The sequence below is a fragment of the Streptomyces sp. NBC_01471 genome (assembly GCF_041438865.1).
Taxonomy (GTDB): Bacteria; Actinomycetota; Actinomycetes; order Streptomycetales; family Streptomycetaceae; genus Streptomyces.
Window position 1 is genome coordinate 3,729,559 of record NZ_CP109450.1, and the last position, 22,064, is coordinate 3,751,622.

Annotated in this window: 25 protein-coding genes; 7 read left to right on the top strand and 18 right to left on the bottom strand. The window is 72.6% G+C overall.

Going from position 1 to position 22,064, the window contains the following annotated elements:
• Nucleotides 1–17 precede the first annotated feature (17 nt).
• The 9 genes from OG285_RS16300 to OG285_RS16340 all read right to left on the bottom strand — a co-directional run bounded on the left by OG285_RS16300 (nt 18) and on the right by OG285_RS16340 (nt 8,200).
• The gene (locus OG285_RS16300) at nt 18–338 is read right to left on the bottom strand and encodes a hypothetical protein (RefSeq protein ID WP_356826589.1); all 321 of its coding nucleotides are present in this window, start codon (nt 336–338) and stop codon (nt 18–20) included.
• A gap of 140 nt (nt 339–478) precedes the next feature.
• Nucleotides 479–1,729 carry a hypothetical protein gene (locus OG285_RS16305; protein ID WP_371791371.1) on the bottom strand — a complete coding sequence of 417 codons (1,251 nt, stop codon included), beginning with the start codon at nt 1,727–1,729 and terminating at the stop codon, nt 479–481.
• A complete protein-coding gene (locus tag OG285_RS16310) occupies nt 1,726–2,988 on the bottom strand; it encodes an ATP-grasp domain-containing protein (RefSeq protein WP_371791372.1) in 1,263 nt (420 codons plus the stop codon). The genes OG285_RS16305 and OG285_RS16310 overlap by 4 nt, the downstream gene beginning before the upstream one ends.
• Complete coding sequence (locus OG285_RS16315; protein WP_356826595.1) at nt 2,985–4,247, bottom strand: ATP-grasp domain-containing protein; 1,263 nt, start codon at nt 4,245–4,247, stop codon at nt 2,985–2,987. The genes OG285_RS16310 and OG285_RS16315 overlap by 4 nt, the downstream gene beginning before the upstream one ends.
• On the bottom strand, nt 4,244–5,566 hold the full coding sequence (locus tag OG285_RS16320) for an MFS transporter (RefSeq protein WP_356826597.1): 1,323 nt from the start codon (nt 5,564–5,566) through the stop codon (nt 4,244–4,246). The genes OG285_RS16315 and OG285_RS16320 overlap by 4 nt, the downstream gene beginning before the upstream one ends.
• Entirely contained in the window at nt 5,563–5,829 is a 267-nt protein-coding gene (locus OG285_RS16325) for a 4-oxalocrotonate tautomerase family protein (protein WP_371791373.1), read from the bottom strand. Before OG285_RS16325 ends, OG285_RS16320 begins: the two co-directional genes overlap by 4 nt.
• A 47-nt stretch (nt 5,830–5,876) precedes the next feature.
• Nucleotides 5,877–6,791, bottom strand: a complete 915-nt coding sequence (locus tag OG285_RS16330; RefSeq protein ID WP_356826903.1) for a cysteine synthase family protein — start codon at nt 6,789–6,791, stop codon at nt 5,877–5,879.
• A gap of 159 nt (nt 6,792–6,950) precedes the next feature.
• The gene (epsC, locus tag OG285_RS16335) at nt 6,951–7,547 is read right to left on the bottom strand and encodes a serine O-acetyltransferase EpsC (protein ID WP_356826904.1); all 597 of its coding nucleotides are present in this window, start codon (nt 7,545–7,547) and stop codon (nt 6,951–6,953) included.
• Nucleotides 7,548–7,612: 65 nt separating this feature from the next.
• Nucleotides 7,613–8,200 (bottom strand): NADPH-dependent FMN reductase, encoded by a 588-nt coding sequence (locus OG285_RS16340; protein ID WP_371791374.1) that lies wholly within the window; start codon nt 8,198–8,200, stop codon nt 7,613–7,615.
• A gap of 377 nt (nt 8,201–8,577) precedes the next feature.
• On the opposite strand from OG285_RS16340, the gene OG285_RS16345 reads away from it, so the two are divergent.
• A complete protein-coding gene (locus OG285_RS16345; protein WP_371791375.1) occupies nt 8,578–8,910 on the top strand; it encodes a PadR family transcriptional regulator in 333 nt (110 codons plus the stop codon).
• The gene (locus OG285_RS16350; protein ID WP_356826605.1) at nt 8,907–9,728 is read left to right on the top strand and encodes a hypothetical protein; all 822 of its coding nucleotides are present in this window, start codon (nt 8,907–8,909) and stop codon (nt 9,726–9,728) included. The genes OG285_RS16345 and OG285_RS16350 overlap by 4 nt, the downstream gene beginning before the upstream one ends.
• Here the strand turns inward: OG285_RS16350 and OG285_RS16355 are convergent.
• Nucleotides 9,725–10,450: a spermidine synthase gene (locus OG285_RS16355; RefSeq protein WP_371791376.1), complete on the bottom strand. Its 726-nt coding sequence runs from the start codon at nt 10,448–10,450 to the stop codon at nt 9,725–9,727. The genes OG285_RS16350 and OG285_RS16355 overlap by 4 nt on opposite strands.
• Nucleotides 10,451–10,663: 213 nt before the next feature.
• Here OG285_RS16355 and OG285_RS16360 point away from each other — a divergent pair, with 213 nt between their 5' ends.
• The 3 genes from OG285_RS16360 (at nt 10,664) to OG285_RS16370 (ending at nt 13,737) form a co-directional block, all read left to right on the top strand.
• Nucleotides 10,664–12,253 carry a peptide chain release factor 3 gene (locus tag OG285_RS16360; RefSeq protein WP_356826609.1) on the top strand — a complete coding sequence of 530 codons (1,590 nt, stop codon included), beginning with the start codon at nt 10,664–10,666 and terminating at the stop codon, nt 12,251–12,253.
• Nucleotides 12,254–12,505: 252 nt separating this feature from the next.
• Nucleotides 12,506–13,084, top strand: a complete 579-nt coding sequence (locus tag OG285_RS16365; protein ID WP_371791377.1) for an RNA polymerase sigma factor — start codon at nt 12,506–12,508, stop codon at nt 13,082–13,084.
• Nucleotides 13,081–13,737 (top strand): hypothetical protein, encoded by a 657-nt coding sequence (locus OG285_RS16370; RefSeq protein WP_371791378.1) that lies wholly within the window; start codon nt 13,081–13,083, stop codon nt 13,735–13,737. The genes OG285_RS16365 and OG285_RS16370 overlap by 4 nt, the downstream gene beginning before the upstream one ends.
• A gap of 21 nt (nt 13,738–13,758) precedes the next feature.
• Here OG285_RS16370 and OG285_RS16375 read toward each other — a convergent pair whose 3' ends face one another.
• The 4 genes from OG285_RS16375 to OG285_RS16390 all read right to left on the bottom strand — a co-directional run bounded on the left by OG285_RS16375 (nt 13,759) and on the right by OG285_RS16390 (nt 17,760).
• Nucleotides 13,759–14,025 (bottom strand): transposase, encoded by a 267-nt coding sequence (locus OG285_RS16375; protein ID WP_371793552.1) that lies wholly within the window; start codon nt 14,023–14,025, stop codon nt 13,759–13,761.
• Between the two features lie 69 nt (nt 14,026–14,094).
• Nucleotides 14,095–14,889 carry an SDR family oxidoreductase gene (locus OG285_RS16380; RefSeq protein WP_371791379.1) on the bottom strand — a complete coding sequence of 265 codons (795 nt, stop codon included), beginning with the start codon at nt 14,887–14,889 and terminating at the stop codon, nt 14,095–14,097.
• A 211-nt stretch (nt 14,890–15,100) separates the two neighbouring features.
• Nucleotides 15,101–16,624, bottom strand: a complete 1,524-nt coding sequence (locus OG285_RS16385) for an alpha/beta hydrolase (RefSeq protein ID WP_371791380.1) — start codon at nt 16,622–16,624, stop codon at nt 15,101–15,103.
• 116 nt (nt 16,625–16,740) lie between these two features.
• Complete coding sequence (locus tag OG285_RS16390; RefSeq protein ID WP_371791381.1) at nt 16,741–17,760, bottom strand: LysR family transcriptional regulator; 1,020 nt, start codon at nt 17,758–17,760, stop codon at nt 16,741–16,743.
• A 66-nt stretch (nt 17,761–17,826) separates the two neighbouring features.
• On the opposite strand from OG285_RS16390, the gene OG285_RS16395 reads away from it, so the two are divergent.
• Together OG285_RS16395 and OG285_RS16400 are read left to right on the top strand one after the other, a co-directional pair.
• On the top strand, nt 17,827–18,864 hold the full coding sequence (locus OG285_RS16395; protein WP_371791382.1) for an MFS transporter: 1,038 nt from the start codon (nt 17,827–17,829) through the stop codon (nt 18,862–18,864).
• Between the two features lie 54 nt (nt 18,865–18,918).
• Nucleotides 18,919–19,149 (top strand): hypothetical protein, encoded by a 231-nt coding sequence (locus tag OG285_RS16400; protein WP_371791383.1) that lies wholly within the window; start codon nt 18,919–18,921, stop codon nt 19,147–19,149.
• On the opposite strand, the gene OG285_RS16405 is transcribed toward OG285_RS16400, so the two are convergent.
• The 4 genes from OG285_RS16405 to OG285_RS16420 all read right to left on the bottom strand — a co-directional run bounded on the left by OG285_RS16405 (nt 19,112) and on the right by OG285_RS16420 (nt 21,892).
• Nucleotides 19,112–19,600 (bottom strand): hypothetical protein, encoded by a 489-nt coding sequence (locus OG285_RS16405; protein WP_356826623.1) that lies wholly within the window; start codon nt 19,598–19,600, stop codon nt 19,112–19,114. The two genes, OG285_RS16400 and OG285_RS16405, sit on opposite strands and share 38 nt — an antisense overlap.
• 152 nt (nt 19,601–19,752) lie before the next feature.
• Nucleotides 19,753–20,157 (bottom strand): cupredoxin domain-containing protein, encoded by a 405-nt coding sequence (locus OG285_RS16410; protein ID WP_356826625.1) that lies wholly within the window; start codon nt 20,155–20,157, stop codon nt 19,753–19,755.
• Nucleotides 20,158–20,258: 101 nt separating this feature from the next.
• Nucleotides 20,259–21,110, bottom strand: a complete 852-nt coding sequence (locus tag OG285_RS16415; protein ID WP_371791384.1) for a ferritin-like domain-containing protein — start codon at nt 21,108–21,110, stop codon at nt 20,259–20,261.
• Nucleotides 21,107–21,892: a ferritin-like domain-containing protein gene (locus OG285_RS16420; RefSeq protein ID WP_356826629.1), complete on the bottom strand. Its 786-nt coding sequence runs from the start codon at nt 21,890–21,892 to the stop codon at nt 21,107–21,109. The genes OG285_RS16415 and OG285_RS16420 overlap by 4 nt, the downstream gene beginning before the upstream one ends.
• Nucleotides 21,893–22,064 lie beyond the last annotated feature (172 nt).

Here is a 22,064-nt window from a genome sequence, read left to right on the forward strand (position 1 = left end):
GTGGGGCGACGTGCCGGTCAGAGGACGGGGGCCCCGTGCGTCGCCGTGCCCGGACCGGCGGTCGTCGCACCCGGCCCGGCGTTCGTGTCCGTGGTCGCGCCGGGCCCGGCGTTCGTGTCCGTGCTCTGGCCCGGCCCCGCGTTCGTGTCCGTCGTCGTACCAGGACCGGCGTTCGTGTACGCGGTCGCCCCCGGGCCCGCCTTCATGGTGCCCGGACCGGCGTTCGTGGCGCTGACCACCGTGTGCTGCGCGCTTGCGGCGTCCGCCCCGGCGCCGAGCGCGACGACGAGGACGGTGGTGAGTGCTCCGAAGAGAACGGTGGCTCTGTGACTGGGCATCGGCTCTTCATTTCCTGTTCACGCGGAGTGGAAGGATGACGAACAGATCGTGACAGGGTCCGTTCCCCGATGGTTCCCGTTCGACGACCGGCCCCGGGTAACGGTCCGTGCCCGCCCGTGTGCCCGGCGTTCCCGCCCCGTCAGACGATGACGGCCTCCGCCTCGAAGCGCGCCCCCAGGGCCCGCAGCCTCCGCTCGCACTCCTCCCGGGTGGGCCCCGACAGCACGGCCGCCGCCAGGAAGTCGGCCGAACCCGCTGCGCCGTCCAGCACCTGGCCCGCCTCGGCGAACACCCCGAAGAACTCCACCCACGGATCACCGGGGTGCGAGGGCACCCCCGTGACCCGGCCGGGCCGCTTCATCAGCAGCACCTGCCCCGCCATGCACCGCGGCGCGGGCCGTTCCCCGGCCGCCGCCTCGATCCCGAGGTCACCGAGCCCCACTTCGGCGCGCGCCGCGCAGCGGGCGGGGTTGACGCCGAAGAGCGCGGTGAGCACCTCGCGGATGCGCGCCCCACCGGGTCGCGCCGCGACCTCGCAGAGCACCAGCCGGTCGTCGGGGGTGTGGAACGCCTCCAGGTGGAACGCGTGGGTGCGCGGACCGTCCAGCGCCGCCAGCGTGTCGTCGGCCATCCGCAGCAGGCGCCCGGTCAGCGGGTCGTCCGGCTCCAGGGTGAGGTCGACCCGCGCACCCGGATCGGCCTGGAACGAGGCCAGTTCGTACTGGTACTGGGACGGCCAGGCGAGCACCGTGACACCGTCCACGACGAGCCCGTCGACATGGCACATCCGGCCCGGCACCCACGCCTCCAGGAGCATGTCGTCGCGGGGCTCGCCGCCGCCGGGGAACACCTCGGCCACCGCCCGCGCGAGATCGTCCTCGGTCCGCAGCACCCGCAGGCCCCGCGATCCGAACCCGTCGCGGTCCTTGAGCACCACCGGGAGTCCGTGGCCGGCCACGAACCGTGCGACGTCGTCGGCACCGCCCGGCACCGTGTGCGGGGCGACCCGCACCCCCGCCGCCGCGGCCCGTTCCTTCATCAGCACCTTGTCGCGGAACGGCAGCACCTGCTCCGGCCGCGCCCCCGGCAGGCCGAGCTTCTCCCGTACGGCGGCGGCCAGTTCGAGGTCGCCCTCGTGGAACGCGACCACATGGCGAACGCCGTGCTCGGCGGCCAGCTCCAGGGCCCGCCGCACGACCCGCGCACCGTCCTCGAAGTCCGGCAGGACCTCCAGGTGCCGGTAGCCGCCCGGCCCGTCCGGCGGACGCTCGCCCGCCGCCCGGATACGGTCGCCCGCGGCGAGCAGCACGACGCCGCCCGGCACGTCGGCCAGCCACGCGTCGAAGGGGAACGGGCCCAGCGGGTTGCGGTGCAGCACCAGGACGCTCATGCCGTCACCCCCGTCAGGGCGCGGTCGCCCGCGACCTCGATCCGGATCCGGCTGCCCGCGAGGCGCTCGCACAGCTCGACCGCCGCTCCGGTGTCCGCCGCGCGTACCGCGACGTGCCCGAGCCGGTCCCAGTTGTCGCGCACCGGGCGGACCGTGTCGCCCGCCTGGACCGACACCTCCACCGACAGCACCCCCGGGTGGGCCGCGACCTCGGCCACCCCGCCGACCGCCACCACCCGCCCCGGGTCCCGCAGCAGGAACCGCGTGCAGGCGGCGGCCGAGGCGACGGGCGCGCCGAGCAGCTCCGGCACCAGACCGAGCGGCCAGGCCACCCCGTACGAGGTGAGGTCCAACCCGTAGGCCTCGCGCACCAGTTCACCGATCTGGCCGCCGCCGACCCGGTTGTGGCCCTCGATGACGACGGGGCCGCGGCCGGAGAGCCGGACCTCGGTGTGGCTCGGGCCGTCCGTCACGCCCATCACGGTGAGGAACTCCGTCACAGCCGCGGTGACCGACGCCCGGTCGGCCCCGGTGAGGCGGGCCGGTACCGCGTGCCCCAGCTCGGCGAAGTGGGCCTCGTCGACGAGCTTCTCGGTGACGGCGACCACGACGTGCGAGCCGGCGAAGCTGAAGGCCTCCACGCTGAACTCGGGCCCGTCGATGTACGCCTCCATCAGGAACGCGGTGACGGTGTACAGCGTCGAACCGCGGTCGGTCCGGCCGCCCCTGAGCTCCTCGATACGGTCCCAGGCGCGGTCGGCGTCGGCCGCGTCGGCCACCCTGATCAGCCCGAACCCGGCCGTGGTGTCGGTCGGCTTGACGATGAACGGGTAGCCGGCCAGCTCGCCGAACGCGGTGAGCGAGGCCCGGTCGGTGACCGGCTCGCACTCCACCGTCAGCCGGGAACCGGCCTCGCGCAGCCGGGCACGCATCCGGCCCTTGTCCCGCAGCCGGACCGTCGCCAGGTGCGGGGTGCCGGGGAAGCCGAGCTCCTCGCGCAGCCGCGCCGCGACGGCGAGACCGCCCTCGGTGAGGGAGACCACCGCGTCGAACCCCCACACCTGGTGCGCCGCACCCGCCAGCGGCCGCACGGTCTCCCAGTCGGTGTAGTCGACCATCAGCAGGGCGTCGGCCAGCGCCGTCTGCCGGGTGGTGAGCTTGTCGGGGTGCTGGAACATGACCACGCGCACGCCCAGTTCCTTCGCACGGTCCAGGTGGCGGTCCGTACCGCCGACCAGCAGCAGGGTCTTCGCAGTCATCGCAGGGCTTCCTCGGGGGTTGCGGTGGGCAGGGGGGCGCCGGCGCGCCGGACCTCGGCCCGGATGGTGTTCCGTACGACGGCGATCCGCGCGGCGGCCTCCTCCGGCGACGACGCGTCGACGACCACATGGCCGTGGCGGCTCGCGGAGTCCGTGGTGGGCGGCAGCACGTCGTCCGGCCGGAACCGGAAGGTGAGGGCGTGGACCCAGGGCAGCGCCCGCGCCTCGTCCAGACCTGTCACGGAGGTGAGGATCCCGGCGGTGAACTCGAAGAACCCGACCGCCGCGTACCGGCCGGGCACGATCCGCGGCACCTCCTCGCCCGCCAGCGCCCGGAAGATGACCGCCTCCAGGTCGAAGCCGCCGGCCACGTCCACGAGGAGCGGGATGCGGTCCCCGCCGAGCCGTGCCTGCGACTCGACCACCCGGGGGCCGTCGGCGGTGAGGATCACCTCGGTGTGCGCGGGGCCGAACTCGTAGTCGGCGAGGTCGAGCAGCGAGGTGACGGTGGCGCGTACGGCGGCGGTGTCCGCGCCGGGCAGCGGCGCCGGGTGGAGGTGGCCGCGCTCCACGAAACAGGGCGGGCCGCTGGTCTCCTTCGCCGTGATGCCCACGACGTGGTGCTGGCCTTCGACGGTGAGCGTCTCCACGCTGTACTCGGGGCCCCGCAGATACTCCTCGACCACGAACGGCCCGGTCAGGCCCGCGGCCTCGATCCGGTCCGACCAGCCGACGAGGTCGGCCGGGGAGTGCAGCAGCGCGACGCCCCGGCTGCCGGCCGACCTGGCCGGCTTGACGACGCACGGGAAGCCGATGCTCCGCGCGGCTTCGTACACCTCGGAACATCGGGCGGCCTCGGCCACCCGCACCGGGGAGACCCCGTTGCGGTTGAGGAGTTCCCGGGTGGCGGCCTTGTCATTGAGCAGCCGCACCGACTCGGCGCGGTTGGGCGAGAGCCCGAGCCGCTCCGCGACCCGCACCACCGGCACCATGCTGCTCTCGCTGCCCAGGTGCAGGATGTGTCCCACCCCGTGGGCGAGGGCGGTCTCCTCGACGAGGGCGCACAGCGCCTGCTCGTCCGAGAAGTCCACGAACAGCAACTCCTCCGAGTGCCGGGCGACTTCCCGCAGATAACCGGCGTCGCGCAGCGAGGGGTCCCAGACCGACCAGACCCGGAATCCGGCGTCGACGGCCTTGCGGACGAGCTGGTGGTACGGCATGACCATCAACAGCCGGTCCGCGTTGCGTGGTTGCGTCATGAGGTCGCTCCCTTCGGCTGGGGTGTCGCTGCCACGGTGGCCTTCACGGGTGCGACGGCCCGGTTCTCACGCAGCCGCAGCAGCGAGCGGTACAGCACGATCGCGGCGGCCCCGAACACCCCGTACAGCAGGCTGATGCCGAGCGGCGGGACGAGTGCGCCGAGCGTGACGAAGAGCGACCCGACCAGCAGGCCGATCCGGGCGTTGAGGCCGTAGGCCGCCATGTACTTGCTGCGCGCCGCCGGGTCCACCAGGTCCGCCAGGATGGCCTGCTTGACCGGTACGTTGACGACCTCGCCGATGGTGAGGACCACCGCCGCGGCGATCAGCACCCACCCGGAGTCGCTCACCGCCCACACCATGTAGCCCGCGGTGAAGACCGCGATGCCGAAGTAGAGCCGGGCGCGGTCGGACAGCTTCCGGAAGAGGGAGTTGGCGAACAGCGCGAGCGCCACCACCAGCACGGTGTTGACGGCCCGCAGCACGCCCAGCATCGCCACCCCGTCCAGCTGCGGCGTCCATGCGCCGAGGCCGGTGAGGGTCTGCCGGGGGAAGTGGGCGGAGAGCCGCACCGCGATGTAGTAGCTGATCTGCACCTCGATGGAGCGGGTGAGGACCGCGGCGACCAGGAGCCGGAAGAAGACGTGGTCGCGCGCCACCGACAGGTAGCCCCGCAGCATCGGCATGATGCCGCCCGCGGGCCGCTCCACGGCATCCGGCGTGCCCACGAGCGCGGGGTCCAGCGAGGGGGCGGTCTCCGCCAGCCACCGCCAGGTGACGAACGCGGTGCCGATGGAGAGCGCGGCGCCGCCGGTCAGCAGCAGCGCGAAGTGACCGCCGTAGAGGAAGCCGCCGACGAGCGCGCCGACGGTGAACGCCATGTTGATCGACCAGTAGTTGATCGTGTAGACGAGCGGGCGGCTCTCCGGTGTGGAGACGTCCACCATCATCGCGTCGGCCGCGGGCGTGGCCGCCCCCGACAGACAGGTGTTGACCAGGTAGAACACGAACGTCGCCACACCCGACTGCCACCAGGGCGAGTTGGCGAGCGCCAGTGCGGCGAAGGACACCGCGGCGCCCGCCTCACCCGCGACGAGCAGCGGCTTGCGCCCGACGATGTCGGCGAGGTGGCCGCCGACGAAGTTGCTGCCGATACCGGCGGCGGCCACCACCAGGGTGAGCACACCGGCGGCGGCCGCTCCGTACAGCGCCGCCAGGTGGATGACCATGAGCGGCACCAGCATGACCGCCAGCATGCGCTGGACGAAGCCGACGCCCATCCGCAGCTTGATGTTGGGGTGGAGCTGACGGAAGTTCACGACACCCCGCCCCTCGGCGGTTCCCCGCCGGACGGCCGCGGGTCCCCTGACAGCTGGGCGTCTTCGGACGGCCGGGCGTCGCCCGCGTCGGCCAGTTCACCGCCCATGCCCCAGTAGCCGCGTTCCACGTCCCGCACCAGGACGGTCACCGCCGACGCGGGGCAGCCCGCGACGCGGCTGACGGTGTCGGTCACTTCCTTGACGAGTTGCGCCCGCCGCGCCCGGTCGTTGCCCTGCCACCAGTCCACTGTGATCACCGGCATGTCGAAGCCTTTCCGAATTTCCGAAGGGGGGATGGGTGAACCGGCGCTCAGGAGGCGCCCCACAGGCTCAGATAGCGCTCCCCGGTGTCGGGGAAGACGGTGACCACCGTCTTCCCCGCGTACTCGGGCTTGGCGACGAGCTGTGCGCAGGCGTGGGCCACCGCGCCGGCGGAGACCCCCGCGAAGATGCCCTGGCTGCGGGCGAGTCCACGGGCGGCGTCCAGCGCCTCCTCGTCGCCGACGGTCATCACCTGGTCGATGAGCGAGACGTCCGTGGTGGGCGCGACGAATCCGCCGTTGAGACCCGGGATGCGGTGCTGGCCCGCGGTGCCGCGCGAGAGGACCGGGGAGTTCTCCGGCTCGACGGCCACGACGTGCACCGAAGGGGCCTGCTCCTTCAGGTACGTGGCGATTCCGGTGAGCGTGCCGCCGGTGCCGACCCCGCACACCAGCACGTCCACCCGGCCTGCGGTGTCGGCCCAGATCTCGGGCCCGGTGGTCTCGTAGTGGGCGGCGACGTTGTCCGGGTTCTCGTGCTGGCACGGGAACCACGAACCGGGCGTCGCCGCGTGCAGCTCCTCCGCCTTCTCGATCGCCCCCGGGTACCCGTCGGCCTGTGGCGTCTGCACCACCTCGGCGCCGAGCGCCTTCAGCAGCGCCACCCGCTCGGCGGTGGCGCTGTCGGGCAGCACGATGACGCAGCGGTAGCCGCGGCTCGCCGAGAACGCCGCGAGCGAGATGCCGGTGTTGCCGCTCGTCGCCTCGACGACGGTGCCGCCCGCGGTGATGTCACCGCGGGCTTCGGCGTGCCGCAGCATCGAAAGAGCCGCCCGGTCCTTGCTGCTGGACAGCGGGTTGGCCGACTCCAGCTTGGCCAGGACGGTGGCGCCCGGCGCGGCTCCCTCGATCCTCAGGCGGATCAGCGGCGTACCGCCGACCAGGTCCTCGATGCTGTCCGCGATACGGGGCCGCCCTGTGCCGAGGGGCTGATCGGCGGTACGGGGCCGCTCGGTGCTGGTGCTCTTCACTGTCTTCTCCACGACGTCGGGGGCCGCGCGGCGCTCTCACGGCCGCGCGGCGGGGGCGGAAGTCTGCTGGGGCGGATGTCCCGCGGGGGGGGGCTACCAGGAGCCGGCGGATGCGGTCACGGCGAGGCTCTCGGTCAGGGGCCGCCTCGCGCCGCCCGCCGTGTGGACCACCGCCGTCGGCGCCAGCACCCGCGCCCCGGCGGGCACGTCCCGGTGGACGAGGGCCTGCGCACCGATCACGGCGTGGTCGCCGACGGTCACAGGACCGAGGACGGTGGCGCCGGTGCCCAGCACCACGTGCCGGCCCACCACCGGATGGCGGCGCTCGCCCTCGGGGCGGAGCACATCGCTCCACCAGCCGACCGCCCCGAGCGTCACCTGGTGGTAGAGCGTCGAGTCGGCGCCGACGGCTGCGGTCTCGCCGATGACGACGGCCGCCCCGTGGTCGATGAACACCCGGCGTCCGATCCGCGCCCCCGGGTGGATCTCCACCGAGGTCGCACGCCGTGCCAACGCCGCCACGAGCCGGGCCGGCAGCCGCCGGCCGCGGCGGTGCAGCCGGTGCGCCACCCGGTGCGCCCAGAGCGCGGGCAGCGCCGCGTGCAGCAGCCCTTCCCGCCGGTTGCGGATCGAGGGGTCACGGGCGACGACCACGTCGAGGTCCTCCCGCAGCGTGCGCAGGAGTCCCAGCTCGGCGGTGTCCGCCTCCGGCCCGGACCGGAGGGCGGCGGATCCGCTCGCCGCGCTCGGCCGCCTCACACCGGCACCGACTCGCGGGGCCCGACCGCCGCCAGCAGGGCGTCCGTCAGGCCTGCGAGGGCGGCCACCACATCGGGGTCGGCGACCAGACCGTCGGCCCCCCGCAGGGCCGGCGCGTCACCGACCGCGACCTGCGGATGCTCCACCACGCGCGCCCCGCAACGCCCCAGCACCGCCTTGAGGGTGACCTGCGCGCCGGCTGCTCCCCTGGCGCCCGGGGAGGCGCTGAGAACAGCGGTGAGCCGGCCGCGCAGCGCGTCCTGCCCGGCGCCGCCCTGCGGACGCGACAACCAGTCCAGGGCGTTCTTCAACGCTCCCGGCATCTCGCCGTTGTACGCGGGCGTGCTGATGACCAGCGCGTCGGCCGAAGCGACCATCTCGTGTGCGGCCAGGACGGGTTCGCTGGCTCCGGAGAGTTCGAGCTCCCGCTCGTAGTGCGGCAGCTCCCCGACGGCGAGCCGGCGGATGTCGACGGCCCCGGCCCGCTCGGTGATCAGCCGCCCGACGGTGGCCAGGAGTGCGGTGTTGGCCGACTCCCGGCGCGTACTACCGGAAACAAGAACGATCTTCAGGGGGGTGTCCACCGGCTCTCCTCCTCACGGGCCCGCCGCTGGGCCCCGTGCCGAGGACAGAGTGGAACAACCGGTTCCCGATGGCCTCCCGCTCCGTTCCCCCGCCGTCGAACCGGGCGGGACCGGGCAGGGGAGGCGGTGCTGACGGAGCCGACCGGGCCTGATCCCGGCCTCCGTGGACCGAACAGCCAGGCGGTTTCGTCTGGATCATCGTGCGGACTTTCGGAGGTACCTGTGATGTCGCTCCGGTCAGGCGGGCGGCCGCGGTCTTCTCGGCCCCACGCGACCGTCCGCCACTCGCTTCCTGATCGAGTCGCTGCTCGTCAACCGCTGTTCAATAGTCCGGTGAACGTACTATGGTCGCTCGCATGGTTGATCGCGGTAGATCCATGCAGGAACCGACCCTGCTCATCCTCACGGCTCTGGCCGACAGACCCCGGCATGGCTACGGACTGGCTCAGGAGGTGCTGACGATTTCTCAGGGCCGCGTGCGGCTACGTACCGGGACGCTCTACGGGTCCCTCGAACGCCTTCAGGAGGAAGGCCTGATTGAGGTCTTCTCGGAGGAGCGGGTCGAGGGGCGGCTCCGGCGCACGTACACCCTCACCCGCGCCGGACGAGACACCCTCACCGTGGAAGTCCGGCGCATCACTGCCACCGCTCGCGAGGCCACCCGACGCCTCAAGCAAGCCACCGTCGAGCCGACCGGAGCCCCCGCATGACTGACGCCCAGCACTCCTCCCGTGTCCTGTCTCTCTACCCACGCCGATATCGGGCAAGCCACGGTGCCGAGATCCTGCAGATGTACCGGGATGCCGGCGAGGGAGCCTCAGCGGCTGCCGGCCGTCTGGAGCAACTGGACATCGCGGCCCATGCGTTGCGCGTAAGGACGCGCACCGGCTCCAGCCATCGGGCCGGCCGCTTCCTGGTGGCCACAGCCCCGTACGCCCTGGCGGCCGCCGGGTCGATCGCCGCCGCCGGGCTGACCACCGCGGTGGCGGACGCCGCGCGTGGCGGGAGCACGGCCGGTATGAATCTCCTCGGCGCTGCGGTGTACGTGACCGTGCTGGCGGCCGGAGCCACGGCCTGCCTGGGACGCTGGTCGATGTCCCGGGTATTGGGGGCGCTGTCCCTCGTGGCGCTGCTCGCAGGGGCCCAGGGTTCCGCCTGGCTGATCCCGCTAGTGGCCCTGGTGGCGGTGATGCCTGCAGCGGTCGTACCAGGAAGAATCGACCGCCGACTGGCCTCGGCCTACGCCGTCATCACCTGGCTGCCTTCCCTTTGCGCGGCCCTCTCGGGCGACAGCGACTTCTTCCTCGGGATGATTCAGCAACTCGGTCCCATCATGCTGCTTATCGCCATCCGCACCGCGGTCCCGGGGGTCCGTCCCCGGCACATCCTCGCGATCCTGGTGGCCGGCGCACCGTGGGCCACGACAGCTACGGGCTCACCGGTCGGCGCCGCCATTGTCATTGCGGTCCTCGCCATCGCCTGGGGAGTCGGCCGCCTGTCCCGTGGGCGGCTCCCCGTCACCGCCTAGTCCTCCGCACCCCTGCGGCCCACATAGACCGTGTTGGTCGACGTTCCGCCCTGGAGGGGGTTGTCGAAGGTGACCACGTGCGCCTCCGTATGGGCGAACGCCTCCGCGAGTACGGCGCTGAACTCGGCGTCCGGCGGATCGTTCGACCACAGGGCGAAGGCCCCGCCGGGACGCAGCAGACCGGCGAGGGCGCGCAGTCCCGCCGGGCGGTAGAGCGCCGCGTGGCTCGGGTGCAGCACATGGCGCGGTGAGTGGTCCACGTCCAGCAGGATGGCGTCGAAGCGGCGGCCCGGCGCCTCGGGATCCAGGCCGCCGGGGTCGGCGGCCAGCGCGAAGAAGTCGCCCCGGACCAGTCGGCAGCGGTCGTCCGATGCGAGCCCGGAACCCAGCGGGACCAGACCGCGCCGGTGCCAGTCGATGACCTCGCCCAGGGCGTCGACCACCATCAGCGTGGCCACCCGCGGATCGTCCAGCGCGGCCCGCGCGGTGTATCCGAGGCCGAGACCGCCCACGGCGACGTCCAGCGGGGTGTCCGGCAGCCCCGCCAGGCCGAGCCGGGTGAGCTCGGTCTCACCGAAGGTGAAGAGGCTCGACATCAGGAACTCGTCCCCGAGCTTCACCTCGTACACGTCGTCACCCGAGGCCGGGTCCCGCCTGCGCCACAGACTGATCTCGCCCATCGGCGTGGGCTGCCAGTCGATTTCCTGGAAACGAGCACTCATCCGCTGACTTTCTCCGTAGGCACGGCCGGGCGGAGCCCGGCGCCCCTGGAGGGTCCCACAGCGGGCGGCGCGGACCGTCCGGCACCGGGCGCCGGTCCCGGCCGGGTGGCGCTTTGCCGCACACTGGTGGTTCGGACGGACGAGGGACTGGTGGCGAGGGTGCAGACGTACGGGACTTCCGCGGGCAATGGGGACTCCCCCGGCGGAGCCGGTGTGAGCGGGGCGGCGGGCGAGGCCGCCAGGCGGCGGACCTTCGCGGTCATCAGCCACCCGGACGCGGGCAAGTCGACGATCACCGAGGCCCTGGCCCTGCACGCGCACGCCATCACCGAGGCGGGCGCCGTGCACGGAAAGTCGGGGCGGCGCGCGGTCGCGTCCGACTGGATGGAGATGGAGAAGGCGCGCGGTATCTCCGTGACGTCGGCTGTGCTCCAGTTCGACCACCGCGGCCATGTGCTCAACCTCCTCGACACCCCCGGTCACGCGGACTTCTCCGAGGACACCTACCGGGTGCTCGCCGCGGTCGACTGCGCGGTGATGCTCATCGACGCGGCCAAGGGCCTGGAGGAGCAGACCCGCAAGCTCTTCGACGTCTGCCGGCACCGCCGTATCCCGGTGATCACCTTCGTCAACAAGTGGGACCGGCCGGGCCGGGAGGCCCTGGAACTGCTCGACGAGATCGAGCGCGAGCTGCGCGTCCGGCCCACACCGGTGACCTGGCCGGTCGGCGAGGCCGGTGAGATGCGCGGTCTGATCGACGCGCGCTCGCCCGAGCGGATGCTGCGCTACACCCGCGCGCCCGGCGGCGCCCACCAGGCCGAGGAGGAGATCATCTCGGCCGAGCAGGCCGCCACCGAGGAGGGCGACCGCTGGGAGCAGGCCACCGAGGAGCTCCAGCTGCTCCAGGCCGAGGGCGCCGAATTCGACCCGGAGACGTTCCTCGGCGCCACGTCGACGCCGGTCTTCTTCGGTGCGGCGGTCTCCAACATCGGTGTACGGCTGCTGCTCGACGCGATCGTGGATCTCGCCCCGGCACCGTACGCCCGCGAGATGGAGGGCGGCGGCGCCCGCCCGGTCGACTCGCCCTTCTCCGGTCTCGTCTTCAAGGTGCAGGCGAACATGGACCCCTCGCACCGGGACCGCATCGCGTTCCTGCGGGTGTGCTCGGGGGTCTTCGAGCGGGGGGCGACCGTCACCCGGGCCGCGACCGGGCGGCCGTTCGCCACCAAGTACGCGCACAGCATCTTCGGCCAGGACCGCTCGATGGTCGACACCGCCTACCCCGGCGACGTCGTCGGCCTGGGCAACGCGGCGGCGCTCCGGGTGGGCGACACGCTGTACGACGGACCGCCCGCCATGTTCCCGCCGATGCCGACCTTCGCGCCCGAGCACTTCGCCGCCGTACGCCCGGTCGACATCAGCCGCTCCAAGCAGTTCCGGCGCGGGATCGCCCAGCTCGACGAGGAGGGCGTGGTCCAGGTGCTGGTCTCGGACCGGCGCGGGGACCAGTCGCCGGTGCTCGCGGCGGTGGGGCCGATGCAGTTCGACGTGGTGACGCACCGGATGGCGGGCGAGTTCTCCTCGCCGGTCCGTCTTGAGTTCCTGCCGTACCACCTGGCCAGGTCGACGGACGCGGCGGGCGGCGAGGCGCTGAACAGCGCGCGGCTGGTCCAGGGCGAGGCGCTGACCCGGGTCCGCGACAAGGAGGTGCTGGCGCTCTTCCCTGACAAGTGGCAGGCCAACTCCTTCCAGCGGGCGTTCCCGGACGCCCGCCTCGACCACCTGCTGGCCGCGCACGACTAGAGCCCGTCCGGTCGGTCTTCGCGGGCCGCGACGCCGGCACGGCACCGCGCGGCCCGGGCGACGTACCGGTGCCGCGCCCCCCTGCCCCTGCCCCTGCCCCTGCCCCTGCCCCAACGCCCCGCGGCGGGGCGGGGGCATGCTTTCGTCGCGCAGGGGCGGGAACTGCGGGCTGCGGATGTAACGCTTTTCGGCGCCGCGGACTAGTACGGGGTGTAAGGCATCGCACCTTTGACCTCTCCTGAGGAGCCGTCCGTGCCAGCGGAGCATCCGATAGCACCACCCGCGCGGGACCCGGCCGGGTTCGCCGCGTTCTACGAGCAGCACTTCGACACTGTGCTCGGTTTCGTCACCAGGCGCGTCGACAACGCGCACCTCGCCGCCGACCTGACCGCGGACATCTTCGTGGCCGCCCTGGAGGGCGCGCACACCTACGACACCCGGCGCGGCGCACCCGTCGCCTGGCTCTACGGCATCTCCCGCAACGTCATCCACGCCCACTTCCACGGCAGCGCACGCGAGCAGCAGGCGGTCGCCCGGATCAGCGGGCGGCGGCTGCTGGACGACCAGGACGTCACCGCCATCGAAGCGCGGATCGACGCCGGCCGCGCCGCCCGGCAGCTCGCGTCCGCCCATGCCGGCCTCTCCGAACCGCTGCGCCAGGTGCTCGACCTGGTCGTCCTGGACGGGCTCCCGATCCGAGAGGCGGCACAGGCGCTGGGCATCAGCTCGACCACCGCCCGGGTACGGCTGCACCGCGCCCGCAAGGTCCTGCGCACCGCCGGCCAGTCCCATGCCGTCACCCACGACACCCTTCTGGAGGCCACCCAGTGAACGCCCCCGTGCACTTCAAGCAGCAGCTCGCCGCCGAACTGAACGCCCGCGCCACCTCCCTGTCCGCCCCCACCGGCCACCGCACCCTGCTCCGGCTCCCCGCGCCCCGCCGCCGGGTGGCTCTCACGGTGGGCCTCGCCGCCGCGGCCGCCGCTGTGGCGGTCGCGGTGCCGCAGATGTCCGGGTCGCAGGACGCACACCAGACCGCGTCGGCACCGCACAGCACCACGGGCACCGGCGCGTCGGCCGCACCGGACTCGCAGGGCACCGCGGCCGCCGGGGGCCTCCACATCGTCAACGCCGACTACGCCGTGCAGGCCAAGGCGGGCGGCCTGGTCTCCGTGCAACTGTTCAACCTGAAGGGCGCTCCCGGCCTGCAGGCCGCGCTGGACAAGGCGGGCATCCCCGCGAAGGTGCTGGTGCCCTCGGCCTCCTGCTCCACCACGGGCCGCCCCGACACCAGCCCGCACGGCAGCCTCCTGAAGGTGGCGCCGCGGTCCGGCTTCCACAGCAACGGGACCCGCGACTTCAAGCCCGGTGCCATCGTCCCGGGGGACCACCTGCTGTTCATCCCGGACTCGAAGAGCGGCCCGGTGTCGGGGCTGGCCGTCAAGCTGGTACACCAACTGCCCAGCTGCATCCCGGCCAACTAGGGTCCGTTGTGAAAGTGCTGGTCACAGCCGCTCGTTGAGGACTGCGACCAGCACGGTCGTCCCGTAGCGGCCCGCGAGCCCGCCATACCTCGTGGCTACAGCCCGGAACAGGTCATGGACCCGGTCCCACGGCCCGTGGCGTTCCGGCACGTCACGCCGGGGAGCACCCGTCCGGGTCCGCCACCGTATGCCGTCCATCAGCTGCCGCCGCGTCCACACCGGCGGACGGCCCGACTTGATGCCCCGCGGCAACAGCGGCTCAAGTCGGGCCCACTGGCCGTTCGTCAGATCCCCACGTCCCCCGGGACGTGACCATCAACGATCAGGATCAACTTTCGCAATAAGAGCCTGGCCGGCCTACGCGGTTGTGGCGATGCCGCCGTCGACGGGGATCACGGCGCCTGTCAGGTATGCGCCTGCCCGGCTGGCGAGGAACACGGCGACACCCGCCATGTCGTCGTCGCGGCCGATCCGGCCCAGTGGGGCCGCCGCCGCGATCGCCTCGCCGAACTCATCGAGGGTTGCGGCCATCATCGTCGACGGGAACGGTCCCGGCGCCACGGCGTTCACGGTGACGTGCTGCGGTCCCAGTTCCTTGGCGAGCACTCTGGTGAGTTGATGCAGTGCGGCCTTGCTGCTGGAGTACGAGTAGTTGGGCCGCTGGGGGATGTGGATGGCGGCGATGCTGCCGATGTTGATGATCCGTGCGGGATCGTCGGCGGTGCCCGCCCCGCGAAGTGCGGGCAGCAGCGCCTGGACCAGCCAGAACGGCGCCTTCAGGTTGAGGTCGACGACCGTGTCCCAGGCCGCGTCCGGGAACGTCGCCAGCGGCTCGTCCCATATGGCGCCCGCGTTGTTGACGAGGATGTCGAGAGGCTCCGAGCCGGCGGTGACGAGGTCGGACAGTCGCCGGCACTCGTCGTGGCGGGACAGGTCGGCGGGGATGGCTCGCACCTCACCAAATGTGGACAGCTGTTCCTGCGCCTGAGCGCACGCTTCTGCGTTGCGTGAGCTGATGACCACGCGGACGCCCGCCTGGAGAAGGCCGCGCGCGATCATCATTCCGATGCCTCGGGTGCCACCGGTGACGAGCGCGCGCTTTCCACGCAGATCGAAAAGTTCTGCATGCGTTGTGAATCGGTGGTCTGCCACTTGCCGTCTTTCCAGTTGATCGTGTGGGATGACGCGTCGACGCGTTGGGTGTTCGGTTCAGCTGTCTCAAACGCTATGACCCTGGAGTGCTCTCCAAGCAAGCGGATCAGGGCGACTCCGACAACGTGGCGAGGTGTCGTGCCGGGCGTCGCGGGCCCACGAAGACCGGCCGGACAGGGCCCCGCCACAGCTCAGCGGGGCTCCGTCCGGCTCAGCCCGCGCACTCCGTGTCGTGCTCCGGCCGCTGCCCCGTGGTGAAGAACCGCGTCACGGTGCGGTCACCGCAGTCGTTCCCGGTGCCCAGATAGGAGCCGTGCCCGCCGCTGTCGACCGTCACCAGGCGGGCCCGGCCGCCGAGCGCGGCGCGCATCTTCAGGGCGCCGGAGTACGGGGTGGCGGGGTCCCGGCGGTTCTGGATCATCAGGATGTCGGACGGGCCCCGGTCGGTGATCCGGGCGGGCTGCCCGGCCGGCGCGTCCTTCCAGAAGGCGCAGGGCGTGACGTTCACCGGCATCCCCGCCGTGAGGGGGTGGGCGGCCCGGTCGGCCGCCACCGCGGGCCCGTACGAGGAGATGGGACCCGGCCAGCGCACGTCGTTGCAGATCACCCCGATCGAGACCGCCGCGTCCTCGTCGGTCATGGCCTGCGCCAGATCGGGGGTTAGGACAGGTGTCGCGGCCGGGTCCTGCGCGGCCTCGATCAGCCGGGCCAGCTGCGGGAACGCGTCTTCCCCGTACAGCGCGGTCTGGAGCGCCTGCCGGAGCAGCGTGCCGGTCAGCGGGGCGCCCGGGGTGGTCGTCTCCTTCGGCTCCCGGTCCAGCTTCGCGGCCAGGGCGAGGAACAACGGCCGCACCTCGGCGGGCCGTTGGGCCAGCCGCAGCCCCGCGTCCGCCCTGGCCGGATCGGCGGCCCAGGCCGCGAAGTCGGGCATCCGGTCCTCCACGCCGACCGCCGCGTTCGCCAGCCAGCCGCGCCCGACCCGCGACGGGTCGGGGTCGCCACTGCTGTCCAGGACCCAGCGGTCGGTGTGCTGCGGGTACTTCTGCGCGTACTGGGCACTGACGTACGTCCCGTACGACACCCCCCACGCCGACAGCTTCTCCTCGCCCAGCGCCTGCCGGAAGCGGTCGATGTCGCGCACCTCGTTGGCCGTGGTGAGGCTGCGCAGGACCGCGCCGCCGTTGCGGGCGCACGCCTCCGCGGTCCGCCGGGATCTCGCGGTGTTCGCCGCGATCCCGCCGTCCGCGGCGGGCCAGGACCGGAGCGTCACCAGATGCCGGTCGGCCGCGTCGAGCCCGCAGCCCGCCCGCGTACTGCCGCCCACGCCACGGGGATCGAGGCTGACGATGTCGTACGCGCCGTCCAACTGCCCGCGCAGCGCCGCCCCCTTCTGCGTCAGCCGCTGTACCCCGGACGAGCCGGGCCCCCCGGGGATCACGATGAGCGTCCCGCGCCGCGCGGCCGGCCGGTCACTGCGCAGCCGGGACACGGCGAGCGTGAGCTGCGGCCCGTCCGGACGGCGGTAGTCGAGCGGTACGGGCAGCTCGGCGCACTCCTGGTCGGCGGGGCCACCGGGCCGGGCGCAGTCCCGCCAGGCGAGCGAGGGGACCGGTGCGGCTGCGGCTGCGGGCACCGCCCCGGCGTGTGCGGCCGGTACGGCGGTGGCGGTGAGAGCGGCGGCGACGGCTGTCGCGGACAGTGCGCGGAAGAGGCCCCTGCGGGCGTAACTGGTCATGGGGACAAGGGTTGTTGAACCGAACGACCGTGCCCATACGACAGGCACGAGGCCGCGGGCGGGGGGTACCCCCCGCCTCAGGGGCCCCTACGGACGGCCCCGGACGGGCTCAGAGGTCACCCGACAGCCCCCTGGCCCGGCGCCGGGCCGCCGAAGCACTCCTGGGCCCGGCTCAGCACCAGGTCGATGAAGTCGCTGACGACGGGGGTGCGGGTACGGCCCGTCACCCGGGTCAGGCCGACCGTGCGGGAGGCGCCCGGGTCGTCGAGCGGCAGGTCCACGAGACCGGGGACCCGGACCGGTGACGGGGGCAGCACCGCGACTCCGAGGCCCGCCGCGACGAAGCCCCGGATGGTGGCGATCTCGGCACCCTCGAACGCGACGCGCGGCGGGAAACCGGCGGCGGTGCAGAGGCTGTTGACCAGACGGCGCAGGCCGTAGCCGGAGGCGGCCATCACGAAGTCCTCGTGCTCCGCTTCGGCCAGCCGGACCCGGCCCCGCCGGGCCAGCCGGTGGCCGGCCGGGACGACCAGGCTCAGCGGCTCGGCGGCGACGGGCAGGGTGGTGATGCCCGGTTCGTCGGGCAGCGGCGAGGTCAGGCAGAGATCGACCTCGCCCGCGCGCAGCCGGTCGAGCAGACCCTGCGCGTTGTCCTGGACCAGCTGGAAGCGGACCTGCGGGTGCCGGTCCCGGAACCAGCTGACCAGCAGCGGCACCGGGGCCGAGCCGAGCGCGGGCAGGAAGCCCAGGGCGACGGTGCCCGGCATGTCGGTGGCCAGCCGCAGTTCCTCGCAGCCCGTCGCGATCTCCTCCAGGCCCCGCTGCACCCGGGCCAGGAAGGCGCGACCCTGCCGGGTCAGCCGCAGCCCCCGGCCCTCCCGGTCGAAGAGCGGGGTACCGACGGCCGCCTCCAGCCGGGCGACACTGCGGCTGACCGTCGACTGCGGGGTGCCCAGCTCGCTCGCCGCGGCGGAGAGATGCTCCAGACCGGCCACCGTCACGAACCGCACGAGGTCCGGGCACATCCCCAGCAGCGGCGCCGACAGGAGCGCGGCCTCCATCGGCAGCGCGCCGGGCGCTGCCGATGGGGGAAGTACGGGTGCGGGGCGGCCGGAACCGTACGATCGGTGTTCCATATACGGAACATACATCGGGCATCCATGCATTGGACGCATGAACAGCGTCCGGCCTACCGTCGTCCGGTGACTGACCCGCACATATCGCCTGCCGCGCACACGCGGGGGACACCCGGTTTCCGCCGGGCCACCGGGGCGCTCTTCGCCGCCGGGATGACCACGTTCATGACGCTGTACTGCGTCCAGGCCCTGCTGCCCGCCCTGTCCACCCACTTCGACCTGTCCCCCGCGGCCTCGTCACTGACCATCTCGGTCTCGACCGCCGCCATGGCCGTCGCCGTGGTGCCGCTGACCGCCCTCTCCGACGCGTGGAGCAGGACCGGGATGATGAGCCTGGCGCTGGGCGCGGCGGCGCTGCTCGGCATCGCGGCGGCCTTCGCGCCCAACTACCCGACGCTGCTGGTCTTCCGGGTCCTCCAGGGCCTCGCGCTCGCCGGGCTCCAGGCAACGGCGATGTCGTACCTGGCCGAGGAGGTGCACCGCGAGTCGCTCGGCCAGGCCATGGGGCTCTATGTGGCGGGCAACGGCATCGGCGGGATGGCGGGCCGCCTCGTCGCCGACGGGGTGCTGGACCTGACCGGCAGCTGGCGCTGGGCCATCGGCGCGGTCGGCGCGGTGGCCGCCGTGGCCGCCGGGGTCTTCCATCTGACGGTGCCCGCCTCCGTACGCTTCGTCCGCCGGGAGGCCAGGCCGCGCGCGCTGGCGTCCGCGATCGGACGGGCGCTGCCGGACGGCGCCCTGCTCAGGCTCTATCTGATCGGCTTCGTGGCGATGGCCGCGTTCGTCACCGTCTACAACTACCTCGGGTTCCGGCTCATCGAGGCACCGTTCAACCTGTCCCAGACGACGGCGGGGCTGCTCTTCATCGCGTACACCGCGGGTTCGTTCTCGTCGGCCGCCGCCGGCCGGCTGGTCGACCGGTACGGCCGCCCCCGCGTGCTGCTGCCCGCGCTGTTCGTCACGATCGCGGGGCTCGTGGTGATGCTCGTACCGCACCTCGGCGCCGTCATCCCCGGCCTGGTGATCTTCACCGTGGGCTTCTTCGCGGCCCACGCGGTGGCCAGCGGCTGGGTCGGCGGGCGGTCCACCGTGCTGGGGGTGTAGGGCGCGGCGGTCTACCTGTTCTTCTACTACATCGGCAGCGCGGTCGGCGGTTCCGTGGGCGGTATCGCCTACTCCGCGGGAGCGTGGAACGGCCTGACCCTCTACTGCGGCGGCCTGGTCGCGGTGGCGCTGCTCAGTGCGGTGACGCTGCGCTGGGTACGGTCCGCGGCCCGGCCGGGGTCACCGGCCGCGCAGTCCCCGCCGCCTGCCGCTGAATCGGTGGAATCCGTGGCCGAGCCGTCCGCGGTCACTCGACCCGGCGACGGCTCCGGCGGCGGGCGGTGAAGCGGCGGCGGTAGGAGCCGGTGAGCAGGAGCAGGGTGGCCGCGACGATGGTCACGGCCTGCGCGATCACCGTGAGCCACTTGTCACCGAACCAGACCGGCTCGTACATGTTCGGCACCGGGCCCAGCTTGCCGACGTTGATGTACCGGTAGACGAGCAGCAGCGCGAGGCCGCCCGCCGCGACCAGCCAGGCGAACGCGTCGGTCACGGCACGCCGCCAGACCAGCACGAGCAGCGCCGCGAACGCGGCCAGCCCGGCCTCGATACGGAAGAGCGTGCCCTGGCTGATGCTCGCCGAGACGGGGTCGTACCGGTCGGCGAGGTGCGCGTGCACATAGGCGTCGACCGCGAGACCCGCGGCGGCCAGCACACAGAGCAGCGCCCGCAGATACCGGCGGCCCGGACGGGGCGCGGGGTCCGGCGGCTCGGCAAGCGAGGGATCGGACGGCATGGGGCCCCTTCCCGGCACGGTCGAGTAAGCACGGTCGAATCAGCACGGTCGAGTAAGCACAGACGAGTCAGCACGGTCGAAAGATCGAAAGCAGGCGCAGTCGGGAGCGAGCGCCACCGGCTCAGCACGCTGCGGTGAGCACGGGCCGCGGGTCAGCTGACCGTGAGCGAGCCCTTCATGTACTGGTGGATGGTGCAGATGTAGGGGTACTTGCCCTTGGCGGACGGCGCCGTGAAGGTGACTGTCTTCCCGGCGGCGATGTCACCCGTGTCGAACGCCTTCTTGCCGGTGGCCGTCAGGGTGTGGGTCGTCGAGTCCTTGTTCGTCACCGTGATCTTCGTCCCCGGGGCGACGGACAGGGCGGCGGGCGTGAACTTGAAGTTCTTGATCGTGATCTGGGTGCCCTTGCCGCTCGCCGTGGAGGCAGCGGTCGTGGGCGTGGTGGACGACGGCGAAGAGGACTTCGACCCGCTGTCCGAACAGCTGGTGACGGCGGTCAGCATGCACAGCGCCGCTGCGGCGACCGCCACACGCGGTCTGCGGGTACGGGTGAGCATCGTGTCTCCGGTGGTCTCGGTGCGGCCGGCCCGGCCCCGGCCAGGCGCGTGGGGGGGGTACGCGCCTGGCCGGGGAGCCGGAAGGGGACGGGCGGGCGGAGTCAGACCGTCAGCAGGCTGGGGCTTGCGGCCTTCTTCGTACCGATGAAGGCGTCCGGCACCGGGTACTGGCCCAGCACATAGTGCAGGATCGCCGCGTGCATGGCCTCGACCGGAGCGATGGTCGCCGCCGTGTTCACCCCGCCCATGCTCTTGACGTTGAACGTCGCGAACACATAGGTCTCGGTGGCCTGGTCCTCCAGCTGGAGAGCCAGCTTGGCCACCCCGGTGACGTCCTTGACCTGGCCGAGCGCCTTGGTGACAGCGGGCTGGCTGGAGAGCGGCACACCGGTGATCTTGGGCTTGCCCGCGCTGGAGAGCACGCCGTTCCACGCGTTGGCGTGGTCCTTGTGCTGCGCCATCGCGGTCTGGATGAACGTCGCGACCGCCGGCGGCACCTTGCCGAGCTTGCCCGCGTTGGCCGCCTTGAGAGCGGCCTGGTAGGCGGCGACGGCCTGGTTCTCCAGGGCCACCGCCAGGGCGACGACCTTCAGGTCACCGGTGTACTTGCCGGCCCCGCCCGACGAGGACGCCGAAGCGCCGGTCGACGGGGAGCCGGACGCGCTTCCACCGGTCGGCGAGGTGTCCGACTTCCCGCCGCACGCGGCGAGCGCCAGCATGGCCGCGGACGCACCGGCGCCGGCCAGGAAGCGGCGGCGCGCCACGTGCACACGCTCTTCGTGGACCGGGTCGGGACCGGAGGCCTCCAGGTCCTTCAGCTCCGTCGACAGGTCGCGGGCGGACGCGGCCATGACGGGCAGGGTGGCCCGGTGCGCCTCGTCCATCTCGCCCGTCAGACGGGACATCTCGCCCTCGCTGATCGGCAGCTCCCAGCTGCCCCTGCTGCTGCTCATTTGACGGCCCCTTCACTGACCGGCGAAGCCATCTTGGTGGGGTAGAAGGCGTCCGGGAAGCCGACGCTGCCGATGTTGGCGGGAAGCTTCGCCACGTCCGTGGGGATCGCGATGAGGTTCGTCTTCCCGTCGGCCAGCAGGGCCTGCACGGCCAGCAGCGTGGCCCGGTGCTGGGCCTCGACCGGCGCGACCGAGGCGAAGAGCTGCCGCAGGTTCGTGTCGTGGACCTGCCCGATGTTCTTGGTGTACGTCTGCGCCGCGACGTCCTCCAGCGTGATGGCCAGCTTGACCACGTCCGCCGGGGTCTTGATCGTCGGCAGGGTCTTCTTGACGACCGCCGCGTACTTCGGGTCCGTGCCCGTCTGCTCCTTGCCGCCGGCCTTCTTGGCGGCGGCGTTGAACGCCTGGGCGTGTGCGGTGTGCTGCTGCGCCGTCTTCGTGATGAAGGCCAGCACGGTCTTGTTGCCGGTCTTGATGAACGGCAGCCCGGCAGCGGTGTGGTACACGCTCACCGCCAGGTTCTCGATCGAAGCAGCTGTCTGAAGTGCCATGACGTCAGTGCTCGACGCGGCCGCGGCGCGTCCGGCACCCAGCAGGGTCGCCGCACCCGCGGCTCCCAGCAGAGTCCCCCGGCGCTGCCACCAGCGGCGGCTCGAAGATTCGGCCGTTTCGGCGAAATCCGCCAGAGCGGAGTTCGTCACCCGGAGCGCGTCGCTGTTCAAATCCTGCGACTGCTCGGTCAGCTCCTTCAACAACCCGGTGTCGATGTGATCGGTACCCATCGCGTCCCATCTCCTTCCCCGCGCCGGACAGCACGGGTGTCTTCCCGAGCCTTGGGCAAGAGGGGGACGCAAGGCCCGTCCGCTGAGGCCGAATGACACAACGCGTACCCGAACGGAGGACTATTCGGTTGCCCGAGGCGTGTATTTCCCTCCGAGCGGGCATCGGGAGGCC